Below are 26,067 nucleotides of genomic sequence, written 5' to 3'. Positions count from 1 at the left end.
TTACTATTATAAATTAATTGTTTTCCGGATAAAAAATTTCGACAGGAAGTGATGAAGCTATAATACGCCGCATCTCCCATCTATCAGCAACAACACCCAGAGCTTTTGCCTGTACCATACAATTGCCAACAGCAGTTGCCTCATAAGGTCCGGCAATCACGGGACGCTTTATGGCATTTGCCGTAAGCTGATTCAAAAAATAATTTTTTGCGCCACCACCTATAACATGTAATTTATCTATATCAAAAGATGTCATTTCAGATAAAAGTTCAAGAACCTGCCGATATCGATCTACTAAACTTATAAAAATACAACGTACAAATTCTGCATTTTCCCGGGGAGGAATTTGACCAGTTTCGTCACAATATGTTTTAATTGCAGCAGTCATACTTACAGGATTAGTAAAACAAGGGTTATCCGGATCGACAAGAGAATAAAAAGAAGTCTTATGCTTTGCCATCTCCATAATTTGCTGATAAGAATAAAAACATCCTTCTTTATTCCACTCTTTCCGGCATTGTTCAAGCAACCACATGCCAGTAATATTCTTTAGAAAACGGATCGTCCCTTCTATTCCTCCTTCATTTGTAAAATTATGTTTGTATGAAACATCGTTAATAACAGGTTGATCTGTTTCTATTCCCATCAAACTCCATGTTCCGCTACTCAAATAAGCAAAACGAGAATCGGAAGCCGGAACAGCTACAACGGCAGAAGCAGTATCATGTCCAGCCACCGCTACAACAGGAATTTTTCCTATTCCTGTACTACGTGCAAGTTCATCAGTAAGAGAGTCTATTATTGTTCCGGGCATAACAACCGGACCAACTATGTCTGATGGCAGACCTGCCACATCAAACAATGCGGTCTCAAATTGTTTTGATCTGGCATTTAATAATTGAGAAGTAGAAGCATCCGTATATTCGCAGATTCTTCGCCCGGTTAATAAATATGATAACAAATCAGGTATGAATAATATTTGATCCGCATGTTCCAAATACGAGCACTTTTCTTTTTTTGCCCTGAAAAGCTGGAACAAACTATTAAATTCCATAATTTGAATACCTGTATAATCATATACTTCCCGCCGGGAAATACACTTGAAAAACTCATCAGGAGTACCTTTTGTATATGGATCACGATAAGCGCGCGGAAGTCCGAGTAATGAGCCGTCTTTACCAATATAACCGAAATCTACTCCCCATGTATCAATACCGATAGAATCTATATGTATTCCTTTTCCGGCACAAAGAGCCAGTGTCTCTTTCAATGAATCATACAAACGATATATATTCCAATACAATTTACCATGAATTTCAATTAATGTATTCGGAAAACGATTTACCTCCTGAATGGAAAAATGGTTTTCTTCCAAAGTTCCTACCATAGCACGACCGCTAGTGGCTCCTATATCAAAAGCTAAAAAGTGGTATTTTTTCATCATCAGATCAAGTATATCTTTTATTGATAGCAAAAATAAATAATCAAATCCTTATATTATTTATGAAAATGATATTAAACCTTTCAATTCTGACAGTCTTTTATACTCATTACAACATATTTTTGTATGTTTGCTTCCAGAACCATCCCCCGTCTTAAAATGAGTGGAATAAAAAAAGATCAGCTACATTATCTCTCTATCAGCCCAACGGACGAAGACTGGGGTATTGTCGTAACGACCATCGGTTACCAATTTATTCCTCCCAAAGGACAATATCCATTATCACGCCATCCTGAAAATTATGATTTCAAACCCCAAAACGGGCGAGTACTCAACGAATACCAGCTTGTTTATATCACTAAGGGCAGTGGATATTTTTCGTCACAATCCTGCAAGAAAAAAAAGGTTAGTGCAGGAACCATGTTACTTCTCTTTCCCGGCGAATGGCATAGTTATTATCCGGATACAGAATCCGGTTGGGATGAATATTGGGTTGGCTTCCGTGGCATCCATGTAGACAAATGTATTAAAAACAAATTCTTTAACAAAGACGAACCCATGCTTCATATAGGAATAAGTGCTACCATAGTAGGCTTGTATGAAGATATCTTAAAAATCGCCTCTCAGGAAAAATCAGGCTATCAGCAGATGATCTCCAGTATCGTTCTACATATACTGGGGACTGTTTACTACAAAGAGAAAAACAATTCCTTTACGAATACATATATCGTCGATAAGATTAATGAAGCACGTATATTAATGAAAGAACATATCGAAAATCCGCTAACACCAGAAGAAATTGCATTTCGATTAGGGCTTGGCTACTCATGGTTTCGCAGAATGTTCAAAGAATATACCGGAGTTTCACCCGCTCAATACCAATCACAACAGAAACTCCTGAAAGCCAAAGAATTGCTAACGGCTTCTTTTTTGAATATATCGGAAATAGCCTTCATACTAAAATTTGAAACTATCGGACAGTTTTCAACTTTTTTCAAGAAAAAAGAAGGGCTAACTCCTAAAGAATTCCGTGAAAGGAATCATTATTAAGTATCATAATACTTACATTAACATAATCTACAGCATTTAATATACAAATTTAAAAATTAACCAGTACTTTTGCCCGGAACAAATGGAAAACCCATATTAGTCAAAATGAATACATCCCCTGGCAGTTTAATAAATATATCCAATAATGAAGTTGATTACAAAGGAGACAATTTCCTTGAAAATTTAATTTCGTTAAGAGAGATTATGTCGAAAATCCTGAAAATTCTAATCAATTTTGAACAGGGGGCAGCTATAGATCATGCATTGCTTAAAGTTTTAGAATTTTTCGATGTAGACCGTGTCTATATCGGCATTTTAGATGAAAAAGAACGTATGGTAGACTTTACAAACGAAGTTACCTGTGATGGAATCCTATCTATGCGCGAAGACCTACTTCGTCGGCTACATACAGAAGATGTACCCTGGTGGATAAAAAAGATAAGTAACGGAGAAGATATTATACTCAACGACATAGAATCAATGCCTGTAGAAGCATGTGCAGAGCATGAACTTCTTAAAATACAAAACGTACAATCATTAATATCCATTCCTGTATTCTACGAAGGCAAAGTACGTGGTTTCATTGGCTTGGATTCAGTCAAATTAAAACGATTCTGGACAGCTTTCGACCTGGAAAACCTGCGCGTATTTGCCGACATCCTTTCCATTGCTATCGAAAGAACCCATGCCAAAGGTATAGCAAAATATACAGAAGCAGAAAAACTAAAGAGTGAATCCAAATTTCAAATCATATTCGATAAGTTACCTTGGGGCGTGGAATTGTATGACGAAAACGGAAACTTGTTAGATTTGAACCAAGCAGACTTAAACATTTTCCAAACCTCTAAAAACCTAGTACTAGGTGTCAACATGTTTAAAAACCCGAATATACCTAAATGGGTGAATAAAAAGCTAAAAAAAGGAGAAGACGTAGAATTCCGACTCGATTATAACTTCAATACTGTAAACGAGAGTGGCTATTATAATTCGGATAATTTTAAAGGCATAAAACATTTACAAGTAAAAGGTGTTCCTTTAAAAGATATAGACAACAGCATATTCGGCTACTTGTATATGGTATTTGATGATACCGAAAACCAAATGAAAAGGGAAGAAATGTGGCAAAAAGAGCTTGAACTTGCAAAAGTAAAAGAAGCAGATGTCTTAAAATCTGCATTCCTCGCAAATATGAGTCACGAAATACGAACGCCATTAAATGCAATAGTCGGCTTCTCCGATATTATTGCTGAAACATACGATCAGGAAGAAAGACAAACTTATCTGGATATTATCCATAAAAACAATGATCTTCTACTTCAATTAATCAACGACGTCCTTGACTTCTCCAAGATTGAAGCAGGTACACTGGATTATCATATCGAAAAACTGGACATAAAGGAGATATGCGGAGAAATAGTTATTGCCAACTCTATTAAAATGAAACCGGGCGTAAACCTTATATTCAGCAACAATTTACCTTCCATTTCGTTAATGACTGACGAAAAACGTATCATACAAGTTATATCAAACTTCATAAACAATGCTATCAAATTCACTAATGAAGGAAGTATAACTCTTTATTACGAAAAAATAGACGACACTATAAAAGTCTGCGTGAAAGATACAGGTATCGGTATTAATGAAACGGATCAAAAACACATTTTCGAACGTTTTGTAAAAGCTAACACATTCAAACAAGGTACAGGCCTAGGATTAACCATCAGCAAAACAATTATAGAATATCTGGGAGGTAATATCGGTGTGGACTCCGAAGTAGGAAAAGGGTCTACTTTCTGGTTTACTTTGCCATTAAACAACCCGAAAAAAACAGCATAATATAAGCCGTCTCAAAATGAAAGCGGGTGTTACGTTGATCGTAACACCCGCTTTCATTTTACCATCGATCAAAACCTATTTATCAATTGGCATCGGAGCAGCCGAAGGAGGAGGCGTTGCTATCCCCCATTCTTTATTGGCTTTTGGCCCCATTTCAAATTCCAATAAACCACCGGAAGCAATGTCACTGTGATTAAACCAAGGTTGATTCAAAGCAACGCCGTTTAATTTGGCCGATTGAATATATTTATTCTCTTCAGATGCATTATAAGCCCTTATTTCAAAGGTGTTTCCGCCACCCATATCTATTTTAACGTCTGTAAATACCGGACTACCTATATTATAAGTAGGCGAACCTGGAGTAACTGGGTAAAAGCCCATCTGGCTAAACACAACAAAAGCAGACATTCCACCACCATCTTCATCACCCGGAACTCCCATCAAATCATTGCGAAACCACTGATTAAGCAACGTACGGATACGTTTCTGAGTCTTCCAAGGCTGACCTGCATAGTTATATAAATAAGGTATATGCAAACTTGGTTCGTTTGCCATGGAGAACATACCTACATTGCCTGTATGATCGGGCAAGAATGAATAAAATTGCCATTTAGACATACCGAGCGGCGTATTGAACATCGAATCGAGAGCCGATATAAAAGCCTCATTACCGCCTATTAAGGAAATCAAATCGGCAATATTATGCTGCACGTCCCAACGATAAATATAACCATTATTCTCTCCATAATAATCGCGGGCGCCTAATCCGCCGTCATAACGGTAATCCAATGGTTCTATAAACTTACCGTCTTTATCCTTCGGATGGAAAAATTTGGTAACCGGATTAAACAGATTACGATAATTATACGCCTTCGATAAATAATAATCAGCTTCATCCGTCTTACCTAATTCCCGGGCAATCTGCGACAAGCACCATTCATCGTAAGCCGTACCCAGAGTAACAGCCACCGGCTGACGTTTCTCCCAAATAGAAACATTAGGAACAGTTTCCTTTTCTCCCGGCTTCAAAGCAGGGATATAACCATGCTCCTTGTAAAATTCATCCAGCCAACCGGCAGGAGCAGCCGACCATGGTATCAAGGTCTTCTCTTCTATTCCTTTTTTTGCCGCAATATATGCTTTTTCCAGCTCAAAACCACGTGAACCTTTACGGTAAGCATCAATAACGGTAGCTACAGCATGATTAGAATTCATACGACGGGAGTCTCCTGTTACTTCCGGGAAAGTAGGCATCCAACCCGTACCCATCTGCTCAGCCATCAAAAGATATGAATTAATAACATCATCCTCTTTCTCATTATCTATCAGGATGCGCAACGGATGAGTAGCACGGTAAGTGTCCCATATCCAATCGTCGGTATAAAACGGACGACCGTCATCTTCATGTATCTTTCCGTCAAAAGCACTATAATAGCGTCCATCTTCACTTAATGCGACAGGCCGTTCATAGCAACGATACAAAGAAGTATAAAATACAACTTTATCATCCTCGCTACCGCCGGTTACCTGGATCTTGCCTAAGGCATCATTCCAGTCATTACGTGCAATCTTGGCAACTACATCAACGTCATAAGCAGCTATCTCACGTTCAAGGTTTTTCTTAGCTTGCGCTTCATCGATAAAAGAAATACCATAACGGACGCCCAGGTTCTTTACGCCATCGCCAAAGGCCAGAACTAAAGCCGCATTTTCTCCTTCCACCGTATTATCACCGAACTTAACGGTTCTGCCTGCCAGTGCACCACAGTTTTCGGGTTTCTTATCTGTTTCGGCATACAGATATACTTTTGTCTTCTTGTCTACATATTGATAACCGCTTACTGCATTTCCTTCGGCTTTCAATTGTCCGTTACGACTGTTAAAGACAAGATAAGCAGGGCCATCTTTCTCAAAAGTAATCTTGTAAACAGCGCTTTGGTGCGACGGAGCAAAATCCACATCAATATTGTTGTCATCCAGATATACCTGATAGCGATACGGCATGATCTTCTCGCGGTCATAACTATAGTCGATAACCGGTTGCAGCCCGGCTTCGTCACCTTGATACGGACTCAGATTAAAGGCAGAACTACCTCTATGGCTGGTTACTATAATTGGCAAGCCTCCCAAACGGTCGCCCGTAAAGTCTGCCCGTTCAGGATATACACGAAGCATGCTGTTTGGCAAATGCACGGTAGGATACGTAGGAACCAGCAAATGGCTGATATTCCCCATATACGGATTTACGTAATCTACCGGGGCTTTCCGGTTTGCCGGATCATGTCCTCCTCCGGGAGCACACGAAGCCAGCACTAATGCCGAAGCCGCCACAAAACACACTTTGCCCATATGTGTTAGTGCTTTTGTCTTAAAACAACTATTCATACTGTCTACTTTTTCTTCTTTGATTTAGGTGCCGTAACCGGAGATAGTTTACTGATTCCTTCCTCGTTTACAGAGAATGAATACGGCATATCTTCCGGATTAATGCCCCGGGTATAATTAGGCTTATCACCCATCTTATAGTCGATAACGCCACCTTTGAACAGATCGTTATGATCCAGATAGTTCTTCGTATAATTCTTACCGTCGAACGTCATAGACTCGATATAGATATTCTTCTCACTATTAGCCGGAGCATTGATAACCAGGCTGTTTCCATTCTCAAAATGCAACGTAGCCTTCTTAAACAAAGGAGCACCCAACACATATTGTGTTGTTCCGGGAGCAACAGGATAGAAACCCAAGGCCGTAAACACATACCAGGCAGAAGTCTGTCCGTTATCCTCATCACCGCAATAACCATCAGGACCCGGTGTATACATGCGGTTCATTACCTGACGCAACCAATACTGCGCCTTCCAGGGCTGACCGGCATAGTTATATAAATAGATCATGTGCTGGATAGGCTGATTGCCATGCGCATAGTTACCCATATTCATAACCGTCATTTCGCGTATTTCATGGATCACCTGGCCATAATAACTATCGTCAAACAGGGGCGGGACATTGAATACGGAGTCGAGCATCATCACAAAGTTTTCCTTGCCACCCATCAGGTCGATCAATCCCTGCGGATCATGGAACACAGACCATGAATAATGCCAGCTGTTACCCTCAGTAAAGGCATCGCCCCATTTCAACGGAGAGAACGGAGCCATAAATTCGCCGTTTTCCTTCTTGCCACGCATCAACATAGTTTCCTTGTCATACAAGTTCTTATAATTCAATGCACGACGGGCATACAGCTCTACTTCCTTCTTAGGGCGTCCCAAGTCTTTTGCTAACTTCCAGATACACCAGTCGTTGTAAGCATACTCTAATGTACGGGCTGCATTTTCATTAATATTTACGTCATAAGGGACATAGCCCAGTTTATTGTAGTATTCGTGTCCTAAACGGCCTGTAGAAGACACTTCCGGATGTACATTCTCTGTTCCATGGATCAACCCTTTATACAAGGTTTCCAGGTCATCCACCTTAATGCCCTTCATATAAGCATCCACCAGAACAGAAGCCGAATTGTTCCCGACCATACATCCACGATGTCCCGGGCTGGCCCATTCGGGGAAGAACCCGCTTTCTTTATATGTATTGATCAAACCTTCCTGCATCTCCTTGCTCATCGAAGGATACATCAGGTTAAGGAACGGGAACAGACACCGGAATGTATCCCAGAACCCTGTATCGGTAAACATATAACCCGGCAATACTTCGCCGTTAAACGGGCTGTAATGAACCACCTTTCCGGCTGCATCTATTTCATAAAACTTACGGGGGAAAAGCAACGAACGGTACATGCAGGAATAGAACGTACGGAACTGGTCTAACGAACCGCCTTCTACTTCAATACGTTCCAACACATCATTCCAAGTCTTCTTTCCTTCGGACACCAGTGTTTCAAAGCTATCGTTACCCAACTCCTTCATGTTGACAGCCGCCTGGTCGAAGCTGATAAACGAAGAAGCCACACGGGCATGAACCACTTCGCCCTTCTTCGTCTTAAAGCCGATTACAGAACCAACATGGTCCGAAGTCTGTTCCTTCACCCCTTCCTTCAAAGTTGCATCGGCAAAAGTAGCTTCATAAGTAAACGGTTTATCGAACTCGATAATGAAATAGTTCTTGAAGTTACCAGGCACACCACCGCTGTTTTTCGTACTGTAACCCATTATCTTATTCTCCTCCGGAATCACCTTAATATACGAACCTTTGTCAAAAGCATCGACAACGACATACGAATTATCCGATTCGGGGAAAGTAAAACGGAAAAGGGCGGCACGGTCTGTCGGCGTAAACTCCGTCACCACGTCATACTCTGCCAGATAGACCTTATAATAGTAAGGCTTGGCAACCTCTCCTTTATGCGAAAACCAGCTGGCACGCTTATCCTGGTCAAACTCGGGCTTGCCTACAACAGGCATAATAGCAAACTGCCCGTAATCATTGATCCACGGGCTTGGCTGGTGTGTCTGTTTGAATCCACGGATTTTGTTAGCCGTATATACATACTGCCATCCGTCGCCCATCTTGCCCGTTTGCGGTGTCCAGAAGTTCATACCCCATGGACGGGCAATGGCAGGATAGGTATTCCCTGTCGAAAGTTCAAAACTGGATTGTGTCCCCATCAAGGGGTTAACATACTCTACCGGGTCGAAAGCTTCATCTTCAGTAGCTGCTACGGCTGGTTTGCTATTACAAACTAAAATGGTTGCTAAAGCGAGAACCAAAACATACTTTTTCTTCATTGTGCGTTTAATTTGCAGTATAAACTTAAGTTTCGGACGGCAAGATACAACATTTATTTCACATGTCACGTATTTCACCGAAAAACATAGGCCAACACTTGTTTATTGTAAAACAAGCTCTATATTTGTAAAAATTACTAATTATTAATCATTAACCTTCTGTAAAATCGAAGTCGAATACATGGGGTAAATCCGGTGTTGCAGCTTTAAACTGCTCCTTATAATTTGCTTTTTTGCCATTATGCTCAACGGAGAAGAAAGTATTGTTTCCCCATGAAGAAAGAACAACGCCATACTTTATATGAGGCGACAATTCCCTGGCTGTCCGTTCCAACGGACGGGAAGAAACGGCTGAAGATCCGCCCCATCCGGATCTGTCCATGCGGAAGATGGAAGCGGCATTGGGCTGGCACGAATCGAAATGATTATCGTACGATACCTGCATCATAATGATCATAAAAGCAGCGTAAGCGATACTCAGACCAAACACATTCAGCAACATCGCCATCTTGAAGCGCCACAAGACAAATATGAAATTTCGTATAATAGTCTTCATCTATTTATCCATTAAATAAACTCACTAACCGAAGATACAATACTACCGTCAAACAAATTGATAACACGGTGGGCAAAGCTCGCATCATGCTTGGAGTGGGTCACCATTACAATGGTGGTTCCTTCCTTATTCAGTTCGGTGAGGAGTTGCATTACCTCCGCCCCATTCTTTGAATCCAGATTACCGGTAGGCTCATCCGCAAGGATGATCTTCGGGTTGGAAACCACTGCACGGGCGATAGCCACACGCTGCTGCTGACCTCCGGACAACTGCTGGGGAAAATGGGCAGCACGGTGACTGATATTCATTCGCTTCAAGATATCCGTTACCATCTGCTTACGTTCGGAAGCCTTTATTTTTAAGTAAGTCAATGGAAGCTCTACATTCTCGAAAACATTCAATTCATCTATCAGGTTGAAACTCTGGAACACAAATCCTATGTTACCTTTACGAACCTGCGTGCGTTCCTTCTCTTTGAGATGGCCTACTTCCAGATCGCCCAGATAATAATTACCCTCAGAAGGGTTATCCAGCAAGCCGAGAATATTCAACAAGGTTGACTTACCGCAACCGGAAGGGCCCATGATAGCGACAAACTCGCCGTCCTTTACTTCCAACGAAACCTTGTTCAATGCTATTGTTTCTACTTCTTCCGTACGGAAGAACTTACTTAAACCTTCAATCTTGATCATAATCGTATTTGTTTTATATTATTAATTCTTACGTTAAACATAGCTGTTTACAAATATTCAAATAACATGCCAAAGTATATATATTACTATTTACCAAACGATTAACAAATCAAATAATATAAAAAAATGTCCAATAATTAGACACAGATGTCTAATTATTGGACACTTCAAGTATATTTTCCGTTACGAAAACGGAATTATATCTTACTCATCAAGCATTCATAGATGCAAGAAATTCCATATTGTCTGTTGTCTGCTCCATGCGTTGCTTAACAAACTCCATAGCCTCAATTGAGTTCATATCAGACAAATACTTACGCAAAATCCACATACGGTTTAATGTGCTTTCGTCTTGCAGTAAATCATCACGACGCGTACTTGAAGCCGTAATATCGACAGCCGGATAAATACGTTTATTGGACAACTTACGATCCAACTGCAACTCCATATTTCCTGTCCCTTTAAATTCTTCAAAGATCACATCGTCCATTTTAGAACCTGTTTCCGTAAGAGCAGTCGCCAAAATAGTAAGGCTACCGCCATGCTCTATATTACGGGCTGCACCAAAGAAGCGTTTCGGTTTCTGTAAAGCATTCGCATCCACACCTCCGGAAAGCACCTTACCGGAAGCCGGCTGAACTGTATTATAAGCACGTGCCAGACGAGTAATTGAATCTAACAAGATTACTACATCATGCCCACACTCTACCATACGTTTTGCTTTATTCAAAACAATCTCGGCTATCTTCACATGACGTTCTGCCGGTTCGTCAAAAGTAGAAGCAATAACTTCAGCATCCACACTGCGAGCCATATCCGTAACTTCTTCAGGACGTTCGTCAATCAAAAGAATAATCATATAAACTTCAGGATGATTAGCAGCAATGGCATTAGCAATATCTTTCAGCAACATTGTCTTACCAGTCTTCGGCTGAGCTACAATCAAGCCGCGCTGTCCTTTTCCTATCGGCGAGAACAAGTCTACAACACGAACAGCTATGTTATCGTACACTTTCGGAGCACGGCGAGCCGTAAGCATAAACTTTTCGTCGGGAAACAATGGAGTCAAGTGGTCAAAAGGAACACGATCGCGAACTTCTTCCGGACTACGTCCGTTTATTTTATCGACCTTAACCAGCGGAAAATATTTTTCTCCTTCCTTCGGAGGGCGAATTGCACCTTCTACCACATCCCCCGTTTTCAATCCAAATAATTTAATCTGCGACTGAGATACATAAATATCATCCGGAGATGTCAGGTAATTATAATCGGAAGAACGAAGGAAACCATAGCCATCAGGCATCATTTCCAGTACACCTACTCCGGTTAAAATTCCATCGAACTCATATTGTTTTTCCTGAGGCTGATTATTATTGTTATTATTACGCTGGTTATTATTGTAATTGTTATTCTGACGATTATTGTTTTTATTATTGTTGCTGTTATTCTGTTGAGGAGCACCCTGTTCATTCTGTACAGGACGGTTAGATGCTTCTTGTTTAGGATGTGAGGGGGCAAATGGAAAAATTTGATCGAGTACGGAATTCACATCCGGATGACGGAATACAACACGTTTTGGTTCTTCTTCCGTAGTATTAGCAGCGACCGGGGTAGTTGTTATAGTCGTGTCCGGAGTCACTATTGCTACTTCTTCGTTTGTTGTTGTTTCCGGTAAGCTTTCTTCTACTTCCGGCATGACAGGTGGTAATAATGGTTTTTCTTTTACCGTTTTTTCTACCACAGGAACTTCAACGACTTTTGATACGGTTTGTGAAGTCTTGGTTACCACTACTTCTTCTTTCTGGGAAACCGGTGCTATAGCCCCGGCAATCTTTTCTTTCTTTTCAATACGAATCCGTTTTTTACGATCCTGTTGTTGCTCTTTTTGTTCTTTCTTTTCGGCTGCAGGTTTTGCTTCCACCTTTTCAGCAGCAGGTTTTGCTTCCTGTTTTTTAGCATCTTCTTTAGGTTCAACCTTTGCCGTCTTTGTCACAGTTTTAGAGGTCTTTTTGGTACGGGTTTGCTTTTCCGCCTTTTTAGCCTCTTTTTCGGCTTGTATTCCTGCGAAAGAAATTGCTTGTTCATCAAGGATCCTATATACAAGTTCCTCTTTTTTAAGGCTACTGACTTTCTTAATACCTAACTCTTCCGCTATACTCTGAAGTTCAGGAAGAAGTTTTTCATTTAGTTCTAGAATGTTATATTTTTGCATATTGCGAAGTAAATAATATAAACGCCGCACGCACAGCCATGGAAAGACGCGTGCACAACGTTATTATTGTATCTTAATTAGTTTAAATGTTTCATGTAAAAACCGGATTGTCTAACTAACTCGAATTATTAGTAACACATCTGCGGAGTAAATCTTTGCAAATGTAAGAACATTTTTACAGATTCAGTTGAATTCAACAAAAAAATTTTACAATCAGTATATGTTTTGTTGTTTTATCTATACGAAAACGATTATCAGACCGCTCACCAACCAACCAAATGATATTATCTCCACTACATAATAACCATGTTTGTTCTTTCTGAAATATAGTATATTTATGATCGGAAAAATAATCACTTAACTTTTTACGGCCAGTCATTCCAAAAGGAATAAACCAATCTCCTTCTTGCCATGTTCGCAATGAAAGAGGAAAAGTAAGCTTATCATAATCAAAATAAGCTATGTGCTTATTTTTCTCAATATGAAATTCCTTATTTAAAACAATCTTACGGAAAGATAGTTCAACAGGTTCACTACATTCTGTTGTTTTTTCATCTAAAATATAAATTTTCGCCTCTTTTTCCTGTAAAGAAGACAAAAATAAATAATCGCGATCTTTAATCAAACGGTGGGTAGAAGAATAAAACTGCCTGCCTGATTCTCCTCGTAAAGACAAATAAATATCATCAGTTACTAATCTGGTAAAATTAAAAGGTTTCAACAACTCATACAAAATAGTATCAGGCAATGGGAAAGTGAGCAAAGTTTTTACAGAAAGGCTATCTTCCGTAACCATTATTTGGTTGCGGGCATTTTCTATCACATTATTATATATAGTTTCTACAGCCGATAAATGTTCCGCCGTTCTTGCTATTGTATTCCGTACTGCCGGATTAATCTCCTCTAAAAGCGGAAGTACTCTCAGCCGTATAAAATTACGTGTATAAGCATCCGACAAATTTGTACTATCCGTAACATATGAATAGTGTTGTTCGGCCAGCCATTTAAGAATTTCTTCACGGCTCACCGGCAACAACGGACGTACGATATATCCATTCTTAGGACGAATGCCGCGCATACCGCGTACACCTGTTCCACGAATCAGGTTCATTAACAACGTTTCTACACTGTCATCCCGATGATGAGCAACAGCTATAGCCTGAGCATCCAGCTTACAACGCATCCCTTCAAACCAAGTATAACGCAACTCACGGGCTGCCATCTCAATAGAGATATGTTTTTCTCCGGCATAAGCAGTCGTATCGAAATCGACCTTATAAAAAGGAACATGCAATGAGCCGGCAAAGTCTTTTGCAAAATGTTCATCTCTAATAGATTCATCTCCGCGTAAATGGAAATTACAATGAACAGCCATACACGGATAATCCAAACGTACAAGCAAGGCCAGCAAAGCTACAGAGTCAGCTCCGCCACTCAACCCAACTAACACAGGCCTGCCATCATCAGCAAGTAACCGGTGTTTTTCTATATATGTACGAATGGTATTTATCATGATAAGTTAATAACCAATTCCCCTCTTGAATTATAAGCAATAAAGCCTTTACTCAAGAGGGGAATCCAATATTGTCTATCTAAACAGAATACTTAATCTTCCACACCTGCCAATTCAGGGTCAATCATAATACGTCCGCAATATTCGCAAACAATGATCTTTTTACGTAATTTAATATCCATTTGTTTCTGAGGCGGAATCTTGTTGAAGCAACCACCACAGGCATCACGCTGGATATACACTACCGCCAAACCATTGCGCGCACCTTTACGGATTCTTTTAAAGGCAGCCAACAGACGAGGCTCTATGACAGCTTCCAGTTTTTTAGCTTTTTCACGAAGTTTTTCTTCGTCTTGTTTTGTTTCAGAAATAATCTGTTCCAATTCATCCTGCTTCTGAACTAAATCTGCCTTACGGCCGTCCAGTTTTTCAGTAAGTTCAGCAATTTCATTCTTCTTGGCATTAATAGCCTCGCCAAATTCGCGGATCTTCTTTTCTGAAAATTCAATTTCCAATCCCTGAAATTCAATTTCTTTTGACAAATTGTCGAATTCACGGTTGTTGCGTACATTATCCAACTGTGATTTATATTTTTCAATCAGTCCGGTAGATTCTGTAATCTTATGTTTTTGATCAACAACAGAAGTTTCAAAATCTTTAATTTCTGACTGATAATTCTGAAGACGGGTTTCCAGTCCTGCAATCTCATCTTCCAAATCCTGTACCTCCAAAGGAAGTTCACCGCGAAGCGTTTTGATCTTATCAATTTCAGTCATCATCGTCTGAAGTTGATACAGTGTAGAAAGCTTTTCTTCAACTGTATATTCTTTTTCAGCTGATTGTTTATCTGTAGCCATTCTATAAATATTTTACTGGGTTTGAATTAACACTCGATAAATGCACTGCAAAGGTAGGGAATTTTTTCGATATTATATTATAAAAGATGTCTTTTGTACAGACTTCGGATTCATAATGCCCTATAACTGCCAACAAAATACGATCTTCCACATCATAAAAGTCATTATACTTAGCTTCTCCGGTTATAAACACATCTGCCCCGTAGGCTATGGCATCTTTTATCAAAAAGGCACCACTTCCTCCGCAAACCGCCACTTCACGAATTTGCTTACCTGTAAAGGGCGAATGTTTCACGCATCCTACATGAAACAAATCCTTGATTCTTTGCAGAAAACTCAATTCATCCTCACTTTCCGCCAATTCTCCTACCACACCCGAACCTGCCTGGTTCCAAGTATTATCAAGCGGATAAAAATCAAAAGCTGGTTCTTCATAGGGATGAACGGATAGCAAAGCACGCATCACTGCAGATTTACGGAAAGCCGGTAAAATCATTTCTATACGAACTTCTTTTTCTATATGCACTTCTCCTATTTCGCCACAAAAGGGATTGCATCCTTCATTAGCACGGAAAGTTCCTTCGCCATACAGATTATAACTACAAGAATCATAATTACCAATACTTCCTGCTCCGGCATTAAATAAGGTAGTACGCATAATTTCGGCATACGCTTCGGGAACAAATGTCACCAGTTTTAATAACGCATTTTTCTGAGGACTGAGAATACGGATATTCTGTAAACCCATCATCTCTGCCAAACGATAATTTACTCCGCCTACTGCATTATCCAGATTCGTATGGGCAGCATAAATAACCAGATCATACTTACAGGCTTTTATCAAGCAACGTTCTATATAAGTAGAACCGGTAAGCGATTTAAACGCTTTAAAGGCCAAAGGATGGTGAGAAATGATCAAATTACACTCTGTTTCAATCGCCTCGTCTATTACCTCTTCGGTAACATCCAGGCAGAGCATCGCACCTGTAGCAAGCTGATTCACATCACCAACCTGTACGCCGGCATTATCGAAACCTTCCTGCAACGGCAGTGGGGCAAAATGCTCTATTTCCTTCAATATATCTTTTACCTTCAGCATATCATTCCTAATATCTGTTTTTGATTCCTTTCGGAAGAAAATTAAATTCCATCCGGGAGAAATTGAAATTTCTCCCGGATGGAATCTTTTTTACTTACACGGAATTATTCTTTTACGTTGACTTGTATGCAGAGTTCTTCCAACTGAGAATCGTCGATAATTGACGGGGCATCCAACATGACATCACGTCCGGAATTGTTTTTCGGGAATGCTATACAGTCACGAATTGAATCCAAACCGGCAAACAATGAGACCCAACGATCCAGGCCGTAAGCCAAACCTCCATGAGGAGGTGCACCATATTTGAAAGCATTCATCAGGAAGCCGAAACGAGCTTGTGCGCTTTCTTCCGTAAAGCCAAGCAAATGGAACATTTTATTCTGCAACTGGCTGTCGTGGATACGGATAGAACCGCCCCCTACTTCAACACCATTGATAACCATATCATAAGCATTAGCACGAACTGCACCCGGATCGCTATCCAGCAACGGAATATCTTCAGGCTTCGGAGAGGTAAACGGATGATGCATTGCATAAAATCGCTGATCTTCTTCACTCCACTCAAACAACGGGAAGTCGATCACCCACAAACAAGCAAATTTATCTTTATCACGCAAACCTAACTGACTGCCCATTTCCAAACGCAATTCGCATAGCTGCTTGCGAGTCTTCATTATATCATCGCCTGAAAGAATTAAAATCAAGTCACCCGGTTTTGCACCAAAAGCTTCTTTCATCTTCTGCAATGTTTCCTGCGTATAGAATTTATCCACACTTGATTTTACACTGCCATCTGCTTCCACACGGGCATAAACCAAACCTTTAGCACCAACTTGCGGACGTTTCACAAACTCGGTCAATTGATCTAACTGCTTACGGGTATAAGTAGCCGCACCTTCAGCACAAATACCGCCAACATAAGCTGCATTATCAAATACTGAAAAACCGTAACCTTTCAAAATATCCATCAACTCGACAAACGGCATGCCGAAACGTAAATCCGGTTTATCGCTTCCATATAGCTTCATAGCATCATGCCAAGTCATACGCTGAAATGCGTCTTTTATCTCTACACCACGAATTGTTTTAAACAGATGTTTTGCCATTCCTTCAAAAGTAGTAATGATGTCTTCCTGTTCAACAAAACTCATTTCACAGTCTATCTGTGTAAATTCAGGCTGACGGTCGGCACGTAAATCTTCATCACGAAAACACTTAACAATCTGGAAATAACGATCAAAACCCGAAACCATCAACAATTGCTTCAGTGTCTGGGGAGACTGCGGAAGTGCATAGAATTGTCCCGGATTCATACGTGAAGGAACAACAAAGTCGCGTGCACCTTCGGGCGTAGAATTAACCAGAATAGGTGTTTCTACTTCTAAAAATCCTTGTTTATCCAAATAATTACGTATCTCGAAAGTCATTTTATGACGTAGTTCCAGATTCTTGCGGACAGCATTACGACGCAAATCCAGATAACGGAATTTCATACGCAAATCATCTCCGCCATCGGTCTCATCTTCAATCGTGAATGGAGGGGTAACGGCCGGGTTCAGGATATTCAACTCCGAAACAATCAGCTCTATATCTCCCGTTGGTATGTTTGAGTTCTTACTGGAACGTTCGCGCACTATTCCAGTTACCTGAATAACATATTCACGTCCCAATTTATTTGCTTTTTCACAAAGAGAAGCGTCTACTTCCTGATTAAAGACAAGCTGTGTGATACCATAACGGTCGCGGATATCAACGAACGTCATACCACCCATTTTACGTGTTTTTTGCACCCATCCGGACAAAGTAACTACAAGTCCTTCATCTGCCAGACGTAAGTCGCCACAAGTTCTCGTTCTGTACATTTCTGATTTATCTATTTAATTTTCGTATACTTACAAAAGATTGTTTTCAAAACAACCCGCTCCACCGCAGACTAATACGTTAAAAAAGCTACGGCAACCGCAAAGATAAATATTATAATAATATTATTATTCATTGCTTATTATTAATTTCAAATGAACATTTAATACTTTATATTAAAGTCCGGATAAAAAGTTTTGAACCTGATGCGGCAGCATAGAACAGGTTTCATCACATGGTTCACATTGAACTCTTAGTACAGGAGGAAAATATGAGTTATTTGATAAATTGAACATAGCGATAATGCCGGGTATTACTCTCTTTAATCATAAACATGAGCATAACGAAGAACATGAACATACAAAGAAAGTTCAATTCTCCCCGCACTTCGAATTAGTTTACGACTTAATTCATTTAGAGCACTTCCATTTAGAGCCGGCCATAGATTTCTCTTAGACAAAACACGGCAACCATTTATGCTAGGTATTCATTGCGCTTATGGGTTTTAATTCGGTTGTTTCGACATATAATTATCTCAACATTATCTCGGTAACATAGGAAACAATTGTAATATTTTTTCTCTGTCCGGTATATTTCCGTATTCACAAACTTCAAAAGCTTCAAAATAAGTTATAGATTTAATCTGTTCCGGAGAATACCACTTTAACGCCGGCTCTGTATATCTATCAGACATCTTCTGCCACAAAAAATGATCAGCCGACAATTTTCTTTTACCCGTCGCGTCAGCAGGCACGTCATTTTCATAACCTCCATTCCATGGCAACCATTCATATACCTGTGATTCATGAGCACAAATAGCATCTAATTTCTTTTCTACCACAGGAGTTATATCAATTACGATATCCGGAGAAAAAGGATTTGGTTTTAGGAAACTATCCTGCATATATAAAAACACTGGAGCTTTTAACAAAGGTTCGCCTCCCGGAACCATTAACGGAACAGAAATCATATAAGCTGCATCTTGTACGATTGTTGATGCATACCGATGATCCGGGTGATAATCATTCGGGCGGTGGGTAATTACAATATCAGCCTTCCAGTCACAAATCATACGGATTACCTTTTTCCTATTTTCCAAAGTAGCCATTAATTCGCCATCATGATTATCCAAATTTTCATATACGATACCTAAATGGCGTCCGGCTTCTTGCATTTCCTTTTTTCTCCTGGCAGCTAAGGCTTCCGGCTGCATCTGATGGTGTCCTTTATCACCATTCGTCAAAGAAACGAACTTTACCTTATGCCCCATTTGAGCAAACAATGCAGCCGTCCCTCCAGCATTCACATCACAATCGTCCGGATGAGCCCCAAACACAATAACACGAATTGGCTCACCTGCACACAGACAAGAGAACAACGATACCATGACTAAAAAGATAGTACCTACAAACAGCTTTTTCATACTTAGCAAAAAATTTTAATCTTACATCAACAAACTTATTATAAAAAATCACACTGATTCTATAGTTAAAATCAATTTTATGAATAATAGAGTCTTTTTATTTTGTACTCGCACAAAAATACAAAAAACAATGCTAATTAAAGAAAAACATTTATTTATTTTTCAATCTTCCACTATTTATTATCAAAACACTTCTTCAAATTACCATTATTTATAAATTAAGTCAAATAAAATAGTCTTTTAATTATTATTTTTGCAGCATAAATATATAATTAACAACTTAATTTATTAATCTGGAGACATTTTATATTTAATACTAATTATGGATAGACGCAAATTTCTACAATTAACAGGACTAGCTGCCACTGCAGCATTGATACCGAACAACTTGATAGCATCAAAGTACAAACAAAACCCGAATATAAAACCGGTTGCCGGCTCCTGGTTCGAGTTTCTACATCATTCTCATGTTGCTGCAAAATATTGGAACCCTATTCTTTATAAATACACTGATGAACAGTGGCGGGCAATGATAAAAGATATCCGCGACTTAGGTATGGAATATCTCGTATTACTTTCAGTTGCCGATGATGGAAAAACTTTTTATCCTTCCAAATTGCAACCCAGGTATGATTTGGCTTCTCCCGATCCATTGGAAACAGTCCTTAGCGCCGCTGATGAATTTGGGCTAAAATTCTTTGTCAGCAACGATTATTGGGGAGATCCCCGCGAATTGGGTAAAATGATGACAGGCAAAGAAATTGCAGCCTTACGTGCTAAGGGCATGGAAGAGGTTGCCGAAAAATACTCCCATCATAAGAGCTTTTACGGCTGGTATTATCCAAACGAATCAAACCTTGTTGAGACAATGGATGATATCACAATAGGTTATGTAAATGATAATTCCAGACTGGCTCATGAGTTGACCCCAAATTGTAAGACAATGATTGCTCCTTACGGAACGCGGACTGTAAAAGCTGACGATTATTATGCAAAACGGTTGGAAAAACTGGATGTGGATATTATCGCTTACCAAGATGAAGTTGGCGTACAAAAATCAAAAGCAGGAGAGGTAGGTAAGTATTTTGAAGCTTTGTCTAAAGCTCATAACAAAGCAGGGCGTGCAAAAATCTGGGCAGATCTGGAAATTTTTGATTTTGAAGGGCCTGTCTATACTAGTCCGGCAATTCCTTCTACATTCGACCGCCTTTTAGTGCAAATGGAAGATGTTTCTCCTTTCGTTGAAAAAATATTGATTTATCAATATAGCGGATTAATGAGCAAACCCGGCTCAATTGCAACATTAGGACAACCTAAAGCTGATAAGTTTTATTCTGATTATGCAGCCTGGCTGAAATCTCAGCGGTAATTAATCTTTTCGGGTTGCTTCCACCAACTAGCACTTCTCAGCAAATAAATAAAAAAAGCTATCACAGCAGGAATATCCTTTCTGTGATAGCTAAAATATTTCAAGTATTATCCAAAAGGATCAGATATTCCACGGAGCACGCATCGGCTGATTGATCAGGCGATTCGCTGCCTCATCGTCAATAAACTCCAGTTTTACGGGATCAAAATTCAAAGTACGGTTCAAGCGGAGAGCAATTGTTCCCAAGTTGACAATTGTCGCCGAACGAAAACCATTTCGCTCGTTCAATGCAAATGGTTGACGGGTCTTCACACTTTCCAGGAAGTCTGTCACCTGAGGTTCCGGCTCAGGATAATCGGCCAGCTTTTTCTCCCAATTCGGAATATCACATACAAAATTCTTATACACGTTGCCTTTCGGACCTGATACATAAGGTGTTTTAGGATCACCGAAATCTTCACCCCAAAGTACGATCTGACAACCATCATCATATGTATAAGTGATAGAGCGCCATACACCTACTGCATCAGGGTGTTGCTGCGGAGCATCTACTTCCACCTTCACAGGACTGGTTTCATCTTTACCCAAAAGATATTGAACAGGATCAATATAATGCTGCCCCATATCTCCCAGACCTCCTCCATCATAATCCCAATAGCCGCGAAAAGTTTGATGTACGCGATGAGCATTATATGGCTTATATGGAGCCGGCCCCAGCCAGAAGTCGTAATCCAGTTCCTTTGGTATTGGTTGCGGTTCGAGATATTCTTTCCCTACCCAGAAAAATTTCCAATCGAAGCCGGTGTGTTTACTAATGGTCACCTTCAACGGCCAACCCAACATACCACTTTGAACCAACTTCTTTAATGGTCTTATAGGAGTTCCTAATCCATAAAATGAGTCAGAAAAACGGTATCTGGTATTTAATCTGAACATACGCCCATTCTGTTTTATAGCCTCCATGACCCGTTTTCCTTCTCCAATAGTACGGGTCATCGGCTTTTCACACCAGATATCTTTTCCCGCTTTCGCTGCTTCAACAGACATAATTCCATGCCAATGAGGCGGGGTAGCAATATGGACTATGTCTACATTCGGATCTAAAATCAAATCACGGAAATCATGATAAGCCGCTATCTTTTCATTCACCAGCCGCCTACCCTGCTCCAAGTGGTTTTTGTCTACATCACAAACAGCAACCAAACGTGTCCCCGCATAGTTTACATGGCCACACCCCATGCCTCCTGTTCCTATAATTCCTTTTGTTAATTGATCACTTGGGGCAATAAACCCCCTTCCTAACACGTGACGTGGCACAATGGTAAAAGCAGCCACCCCTCCAAGAGTCTTGAGAAATTCTCTTCTATTCGTTTTCATACATTATTGATAAAAGGCACATTGTTCTAAACCGGTTACAAATTTACAAAATAAAAAGAAATTACATCGAAAACCTGAGGGTATAAAAAAAGACCAGACAGCTAATAAAAGCTATCTGATCTTCTATGTCGGGGTACCAGGATTCGAACCTGGGACCCCCTGCTCCCAAAGCAGGTGCGCTAACCGGACTGCGCTACACCCCGTTCTGCGAATCAGGAACGTTGTTTATTTCTGATTGCGGTGCAAAGGTAGGCTTTATTTTTTAAACTCCAAACTTTGGACAACTTTTTTGTAAAAAAAATTACAACATCTTCCTTTTTCCATATTTCAAACGTATCTTGCTTCCATTAATCATTTACCCTAAATTTATATTGTCATGGAAAAAAGAAATATCACATTATATACGGTAATTGGCAACCAAGCCCGCATCCCGGAAGCTATCAAAAAACATTTCAATCCTGTAGCTAAAGAGTATGACGAAAAAGACAAACAACTAACCTTGATACTACAGGACGATACCGAAATGACATTCTTTTTCAATCACAGCAACACCAATCCCCAATTTGTAAGCAATCATCAAACAGGTATGGCAAATTACTTCGCGCAAGCTGAGACCAAGCATGAAGACATAAAAAAGAATATCATATACCAGATTCAATATTTTAATTCCATAACAGGAATCACTTTCGAAGAAAACGAAGATCAGAATCGTACCAATTACATTATTAACACAATGTTTGCTATAGCAAATGAGATAAAAGGGTTCCTACTTTTCCCGGCTATGGAAATATACAACGGAACAGGCGAACTGGTCTTTTCCATAAAAGGCGAAACAGAGTTGGAAAAATTTTCACCCATTGCAAATGCCGACTATCTGGATACCAACCGACCGGAAGACACCGAAGCCGATAAAGCCAGGCAACGACACTCTATTGAAAAGTTAAAAGAAAAAGGCATACCTTATGCTTCACATTTACGCAGTTCCATAACAGAAGCAGAAGCTCAAATACGCATGCCGGAAGAAATATTGAAACGTCTCGCATCCCTGTTTGCAGTTTCTGTTTATTCCGAAGTTATGTTATCAGAAGAAGGAAGCCGCGAAAATGCATTGGAATATATAGACGAAGTGAAAAAACGATACCCTATTTCCCTTTCACCTGCCGAAACAGCTTATATTGACAACGAATCTCCCGAAAAAAACGAATGCGTCCAGTTTGTCTGGAGATACGAATGTTGTACTGTATTGCTTTGGGCATTAGGGCTGGATAAATTAAATTACCCAGACGAAATATGCGACGTTCGCGGAATCGCTTCTATTTTATGGAACCACACTCTGGATTCTTTACAAGAGAAAATCCAGATGCGGGGAAAAGACGAAATATTAGATGAAGCCGACCTGATTCTCCGCTATAATTGGGCTTGTGTAGATGCCAGAATACACGGGAAAGAAACACCGGCATCTCTGGAAAGCGGAGTTGTACAAGAACGCCACTATGTATTCAACTGGCTAACAGGTGCCAATAATCAAGCAGAATGGGACGACATACAACCTAATACATAATATGAAAAAAGATCCCGATGATTTGACTAAATCATCGGGATCTTTTTTATAAATGGCCGGGATGAATTCCCGAAACACCAATTCTACATTTCATTATTTATAAATACGGGCAGCATAACCACCGCCGGGAGCCATTTTTATATTCAACTTGCGATCAGCCGGAACAGAAAGAACTTCCTTTTTATAATCACAAGCCGCACGATCGGCATTGATACCATCCTTAAATAATTCTATTTTATAATTGCCTTCGCCCAAGAAAGAAAGATCAAGAGTCAACTCCCGCGGTTCCCAGTTTGTCAAAGCACCAACATACCAATCATCACCATACTTACGCGCCATAGCGATATATTCGGCTACTTTGCCATCCAAAGAAACAGTTTCATCCCATACAGTGGGAACATTGACAATAAACTCCGTGCATTCTTTTTCGCGCATATAGTTAGATGGATTATCACAAAGCATATTAAACGGCGATTCAAATATCACATAAGTAGCCAACTGGCGGCAACGTGTTCCCTGACTCATAGGCTCAGAATTAACCGGACGATAATTCCAACGGGATGCATTACGCATAGCTCCCTGTGTGTAATCCATCGGACCAGCCATCATACGAATATACGGAATTGTGACATCATACGTAACCATATCATACGATTCGGGCGACCATTTCAATTGCTCCAAACCGTTTACACCTTCATAATTCAGCACATTCGGATATGTACGCTGTAATCCGGTCGGTTTAAATACACCATGAAAATCCACAAGCATCTTATTTTCGGCACATACTTTAGCTGCTTTGTAGACAAACTCAACCATCTTCTGGTCATCACGATCCAGAAAATCTATCTTAAATCCTTTCACACCCATATCTGCATAATGCTTGACCACATTTTCCATATCACGCGCAAAAGCCCAATAACCAGCCCACAAAATAATACCTACATTCTTTGCTTTTCCATAATCTACCAATTCTTGCAAATTGATTTCAGGAATCACCTGCAACATATCTGCCTGCAGATTCACTGCCCAACCTTCATCCAATATAACATACTCGATACCATGAGCCGAAGCAAAATCTATATAATATTTATAGGTTTCGTTGTTTATCCCAGCACGAAAATCGACACCATATAGATTCCAGTCATTCCACCAGTCCCAAGCGACTTTTCCGGGTTTGATCCACGAAATATCACTCACTTTGGAAGGGGAAGCCAGACGATATACCATATCACAATCGGCCAGTTCTTTATCATCTGCAGATACAGTAAACACACGCCAAGGGAAAGAACGCGTACCTTTTGTCTTCGCAATAAAATTCTCACGTTCTTTGACAAGCATCTGCAAACGGTTATGTCCGCCTTGTTCTTCTATTTTAGGATAAGGAGCATGTATTGCTTTCAAACATGGCTTATCTGCTGAGTTATTCAGAAACATTCCGGGAAATTCTTCAAGGTCGGCTTCTGTAATACAAACTTTCTTACCATTATCCAATTCCACCAAAAAAGGAAGTATCATTAAACGCTGGTTGTTCAGCTTAGTAATAGATTCGTTTACATAAGGTTGCTCAAATGAATTAAAATATTGCTTCTCAAATGTTTCAGCCTTATTGTTTACATAAGCGGCAAACGTTTTATGGTCTTTAGAAAAGTTATATTCAGCTTCCTCTCCTACCACAATAATATCACCTTTCTTTTTTGTTACAAAACGATATGCCAATCCTTCGTTATACAAGCGGAATACAATACTGTAATTACCCGCAAAGGAAATGGCAGCTTCGTTATATTCATCCTTTACTACGGATTTCTTGTAAAAAGGAGAAAGTATCTCCTTATCAACCGAAGCCTTCACCACTTTTAACACTTTAGGTTTAGCTCCCAATACTTCCCCATCCTGTAATGTCATAGAAATACTGGATGGAGCCAAAACCTCACTCCCGTCATGAGTTAACGAAAATTGAATATCATCGCCAACCGTGATCTGCGCCTGCAATACTTTATCCGGCGATTGCAGATTATAATTCTTTTGGGCCATTGCAGGCATACTTCCCAAAAGAACACAGAAAAACAATAATGCTTTTACATTCATGGTATTATGGTATTAAATATTTACATCTCAATCTGTTGTTTACTTCTTCCACCGTTTGAGTTTTGGGAAAAACTCTTTCATCTGTGCAATCGCTTCTTCTTTCGAGAATTGAGTATTACAGGCTCCGTTAAACTCGTCAAGATATTTAACGCAATGTTCAATCATCCCGTCCATTGTACAATCCTGAGTAAATCCCTCATCCTTGTAGCAATAACAACAATACTCCTGATTCACCGAACCGTCTTTATTTGTTCCGAATAATTCAGATGTTTGCATTGGCATACCACAACTCTGGCAGAAAAGATTCATATATTTTCCGTCTTTTACAAATACATTATCAATCCAATAAGTGGCGGATTCCGGAATAAACTTCAATACGCAATATTCA

18 protein-coding genes and 1 tRNA gene are annotated in these 26,067 nt (G+C 39.8%); 4 read left to right on the top strand and 15 right to left on the bottom strand.

Annotated features, from left to right (window positions below; translation table 11 throughout):
• Window positions 1–13 precede the first annotated feature (13 nt).
• Entirely contained in the window at window positions 14–1,441 is a 1,428-nt protein-coding gene (locus ACYIB7_RS06770) for a rhamnulokinase (protein WP_480338457.1), read from the bottom strand.
• A gap of 126 nt (window positions 1,442–1,567) precedes the next feature.
• Between ACYIB7_RS06770 and ACYIB7_RS06765 the strand changes: the two genes are divergently transcribed.
• Both ACYIB7_RS06765 and ACYIB7_RS06760 read left to right on the top strand, forming a co-directional pair.
• The gene (locus ACYIB7_RS06765; RefSeq protein WP_480338372.1) at window positions 1,568–2,491 is read left to right on the top strand and encodes an AraC family transcriptional regulator; all 924 of its coding nucleotides are present in this window, start codon (window positions 1,568–1,570) and stop codon (window positions 2,489–2,491) included.
• Window positions 2,492–2,596: 105 nt separating this feature from the next.
• A complete protein-coding gene (locus ACYIB7_RS06760) occupies window positions 2,597–4,327 on the top strand; it encodes a GAF domain-containing sensor histidine kinase (protein WP_103983066.1) in 1,731 nt (576 codons plus the stop codon).
• A gap of 75 nt (window positions 4,328–4,402) precedes the next feature.
• On the opposite strand, the gene ACYIB7_RS06755 is transcribed toward ACYIB7_RS06760, so the two are convergent.
• From ACYIB7_RS06755 to ACYIB7_RS06710, 10 genes are all read right to left on the bottom strand, one after another.
• Complete coding sequence (locus ACYIB7_RS06755; RefSeq protein ID WP_480338371.1) at window positions 4,403–6,712, bottom strand: GH92 family glycosyl hydrolase; 2,310 nt, start codon at window positions 6,710–6,712, stop codon at window positions 4,403–4,405.
• A gap of 5 nt (window positions 6,713–6,717) precedes the next feature.
• Window positions 6,718–9,075, bottom strand: a complete 2,358-nt coding sequence (locus ACYIB7_RS06750) for a GH92 family glycosyl hydrolase (protein ID WP_103983201.1) — start codon at window positions 9,073–9,075, stop codon at window positions 6,718–6,720.
• 151 nt (window positions 9,076–9,226) lie between these two features.
• Complete coding sequence (locus ACYIB7_RS06745) at window positions 9,227–9,631, bottom strand: hypothetical protein (protein ID WP_103983065.1); 405 nt, start codon at window positions 9,629–9,631, stop codon at window positions 9,227–9,229.
• An 11-nt stretch (window positions 9,632–9,642) separates the two neighbouring features.
• The gene (locus tag ACYIB7_RS06740; RefSeq protein ID WP_480336789.1) at window positions 9,643–10,323 is read right to left on the bottom strand and encodes an ABC transporter ATP-binding protein; all 681 of its coding nucleotides are present in this window, start codon (window positions 10,321–10,323) and stop codon (window positions 9,643–9,645) included.
• A 211-nt stretch (window positions 10,324–10,534) separates the two neighbouring features.
• Window positions 10,535–12,535 (bottom strand): transcription termination factor Rho, encoded by a 2,001-nt coding sequence (gene rho / locus ACYIB7_RS06735; RefSeq protein WP_103984455.1) that lies wholly within the window; start codon window positions 12,533–12,535, stop codon window positions 10,535–10,537.
• Window positions 12,536–12,728: 193 nt separating this feature from the next.
• Window positions 12,729–14,048, bottom strand: coding sequence for a tRNA lysidine(34) synthetase TilS (gene tilS, locus ACYIB7_RS06730; RefSeq protein WP_103984443.1), 1,320 nt, complete (start codon window positions 14,046–14,048; stop codon window positions 12,729–12,731).
• A gap of 92 nt (window positions 14,049–14,140) precedes the next feature.
• The gene (locus ACYIB7_RS06725; RefSeq protein ID WP_103984444.1) at window positions 14,141–14,905 is read right to left on the bottom strand and encodes a zinc ribbon domain-containing protein; all 765 of its coding nucleotides are present in this window, start codon (window positions 14,903–14,905) and stop codon (window positions 14,141–14,143) included.
• A 1-nt stretch (window position 14,906) separates the two neighbouring features.
• Window positions 14,907–16,004: a Nif3-like dinuclear metal center hexameric protein gene (locus ACYIB7_RS06720; RefSeq protein ID WP_103984445.1), complete on the bottom strand. Its 1,098-nt coding sequence runs from the start codon at window positions 16,002–16,004 to the stop codon at window positions 14,907–14,909.
• Between the two features lie 104 nt (window positions 16,005–16,108).
• Window positions 16,109–17,866, bottom strand: coding sequence for an aspartate--tRNA ligase (aspS, locus tag ACYIB7_RS06715; protein WP_103984446.1), 1,758 nt, complete (start codon window positions 17,864–17,866; stop codon window positions 16,109–16,111).
• Between the two features lie 539 nt (window positions 17,867–18,405).
• Window positions 18,406–19,287, bottom strand: coding sequence for a PIG-L deacetylase family protein (locus tag ACYIB7_RS06710; RefSeq protein WP_103984447.1), 882 nt, complete (start codon window positions 19,285–19,287; stop codon window positions 18,406–18,408).
• Window positions 19,288–19,609: 322 nt separating this feature from the next.
• On the opposite strand from ACYIB7_RS06710, the gene ACYIB7_RS06705 reads away from it, so the two are divergent.
• Window positions 19,610–20,656, top strand: a complete 1,047-nt coding sequence (locus ACYIB7_RS06705) for a DUF4434 domain-containing protein (protein WP_103984448.1) — start codon at window positions 19,610–19,612, stop codon at window positions 20,654–20,656.
• Between the two features lie 120 nt (window positions 20,657–20,776).
• Here ACYIB7_RS06705 and ACYIB7_RS06700 read toward each other — a convergent pair whose 3' ends face one another.
• Together ACYIB7_RS06700 and ACYIB7_RS06695 are read right to left on the bottom strand one after the other, a co-directional pair.
• A complete protein-coding gene (locus tag ACYIB7_RS06700; RefSeq protein WP_103984449.1) occupies window positions 20,777–22,033 on the bottom strand; it encodes a Gfo/Idh/MocA family oxidoreductase in 1,257 nt (418 codons plus the stop codon).
• 128 nt (window positions 22,034–22,161) lie between these two features.
• A tRNA-Pro gene (locus ACYIB7_RS06695) sits at window positions 22,162–22,236 on the bottom strand.
• A 173-nt stretch (window positions 22,237–22,409) separates the two neighbouring features.
• On the opposite strand from ACYIB7_RS06695, the gene ACYIB7_RS06690 reads away from it, so the two are divergent.
• Window positions 22,410–23,594 carry a DUF4272 domain-containing protein gene (locus tag ACYIB7_RS06690; protein WP_480338370.1) on the top strand — a complete coding sequence of 395 codons (1,185 nt, stop codon included), beginning with the start codon at window positions 22,410–22,412 and terminating at the stop codon, window positions 23,592–23,594.
• Window positions 23,595–23,687: 93 nt separating this feature from the next.
• Here ACYIB7_RS06690 and ACYIB7_RS06685 read toward each other — a convergent pair whose 3' ends face one another.
• Window positions 23,688–25,679, bottom strand: coding sequence for a glycoside hydrolase family 97 protein (locus tag ACYIB7_RS06685; protein WP_103984451.1), 1,992 nt, complete (start codon window positions 25,677–25,679; stop codon window positions 23,688–23,690).
• A gap of 39 nt (window positions 25,680–25,718) precedes the next feature.
• Complete coding sequence (locus tag ACYIB7_RS06680; protein ID WP_480338456.1) at window positions 25,719–25,988, bottom strand: zinc ribbon domain-containing protein; 270 nt, start codon at window positions 25,986–25,988, stop codon at window positions 25,719–25,721.
• Between the last annotated feature and the right edge of the window lie 79 nt (window positions 25,989–26,067).

This window comes from Parabacteroides sp. KHUB-03 (assembly GCF_056640975.1).
Note: the sequence above shows the minus strand (reverse complement) of the source record. Positions and strands in the feature narration are given on the sequence as shown.

What these genes read in the sequence shown, in the direction of transcription:
- tilS (WP_103984443.1), bottom strand. Translation starts at nt 14,048, where the DNA reads ATGATAAATACCATTCGTACATATATAGAAAAACACCGGTTACTTGCT.
- ACYIB7_RS06740 (WP_480336789.1), bottom strand. Translation starts at nt 10,323, where the DNA reads ATGATCAAGATTGAAGGTTTAAGTAAGTTCTTCCGTACGGAAGAAGTA.
- ACYIB7_RS06685 (WP_103984451.1), bottom strand. Translation starts at nt 25,679, where the DNA reads ATGAATGTAAAAGCATTATTGTTTTTCTGTGTTCTTTTGGGAAGTATG.
- ACYIB7_RS06690 (WP_480338370.1), top strand. Translation starts at nt 22,410, where the DNA reads ATGGAAAAAAGAAATATCACATTATATACGGTAATTGGCAACCAAGCC.
- ACYIB7_RS06710 (WP_103984447.1), bottom strand. Translation starts at nt 19,287, where the DNA reads ATGAAAAAGCTGTTTGTAGGTACTATCTTTTTAGTCATGGTATCGTTG.
- ACYIB7_RS06750 (WP_103983201.1), bottom strand. Translation starts at nt 9,075, where the DNA reads ATGAAGAAAAAGTATGTTTTGGTTCTCGCTTTAGCAACCATTTTAGTT.
- ACYIB7_RS06770 (WP_480338457.1), bottom strand. Translation starts at nt 1,441, where the DNA reads ATGAAAAAATACCACTTTTTAGCTTTTGATATAGGAGCCACTAGCGGT.
- aspS (WP_103984446.1), bottom strand. Translation starts at nt 17,866, where the DNA reads ATGTACAGAACGAGAACTTGTGGCGACTTACGTCTGGCAGATGAAGGA.
- ACYIB7_RS06705 (WP_103984448.1), top strand. Translation starts at nt 19,610, where the DNA reads ATGGATAGACGCAAATTTCTACAATTAACAGGACTAGCTGCCACTGCA.
- ACYIB7_RS06725 (WP_103984444.1), bottom strand. Translation starts at nt 14,905, where the DNA reads ATGGCTACAGATAAACAATCAGCTGAAAAAGAATATACAGTTGAAGAA.
- ACYIB7_RS06680 (WP_480338456.1), bottom strand. Translation starts at nt 25,988, where the DNA reads ATGAATCTTTTCTGCCAGAGTTGTGGTATGCCAATGCAAACATCTGAA.
- ACYIB7_RS06765 (WP_480338372.1), top strand. Translation starts at nt 1,568, where the DNA reads ATGTTTGCTTCCAGAACCATCCCCCGTCTTAAAATGAGTGGAATAAAA.
- ACYIB7_RS06700 (WP_103984449.1), bottom strand. Translation starts at nt 22,033, where the DNA reads ATGAAAACGAATAGAAGAGAATTTCTCAAGACTCTTGGAGGGGTGGCT.
- ACYIB7_RS06760 (WP_103983066.1), top strand. Translation starts at nt 2,597, where the DNA reads ATGAATACATCCCCTGGCAGTTTAATAAATATATCCAATAATGAAGTT.
- ACYIB7_RS06720 (WP_103984445.1), bottom strand. Translation starts at nt 16,004, where the DNA reads ATGCTGAAGGTAAAAGATATATTGAAGGAAATAGAGCATTTTGCCCCA.
- rho (WP_103984455.1), bottom strand. Translation starts at nt 12,535, where the DNA reads ATGCAAAAATATAACATTCTAGAACTAAATGAAAAACTTCTTCCTGAA.
- ACYIB7_RS06755 (WP_480338371.1), bottom strand. Translation starts at nt 6,712, where the DNA reads ATGAATAGTTGTTTTAAGACAAAAGCACTAACACATATGGGCAAAGTG.
- ACYIB7_RS06745 (WP_103983065.1), bottom strand. Translation starts at nt 9,631, where the DNA reads ATGAAGACTATTATACGAAATTTCATATTTGTCTTGTGGCGCTTCAAG.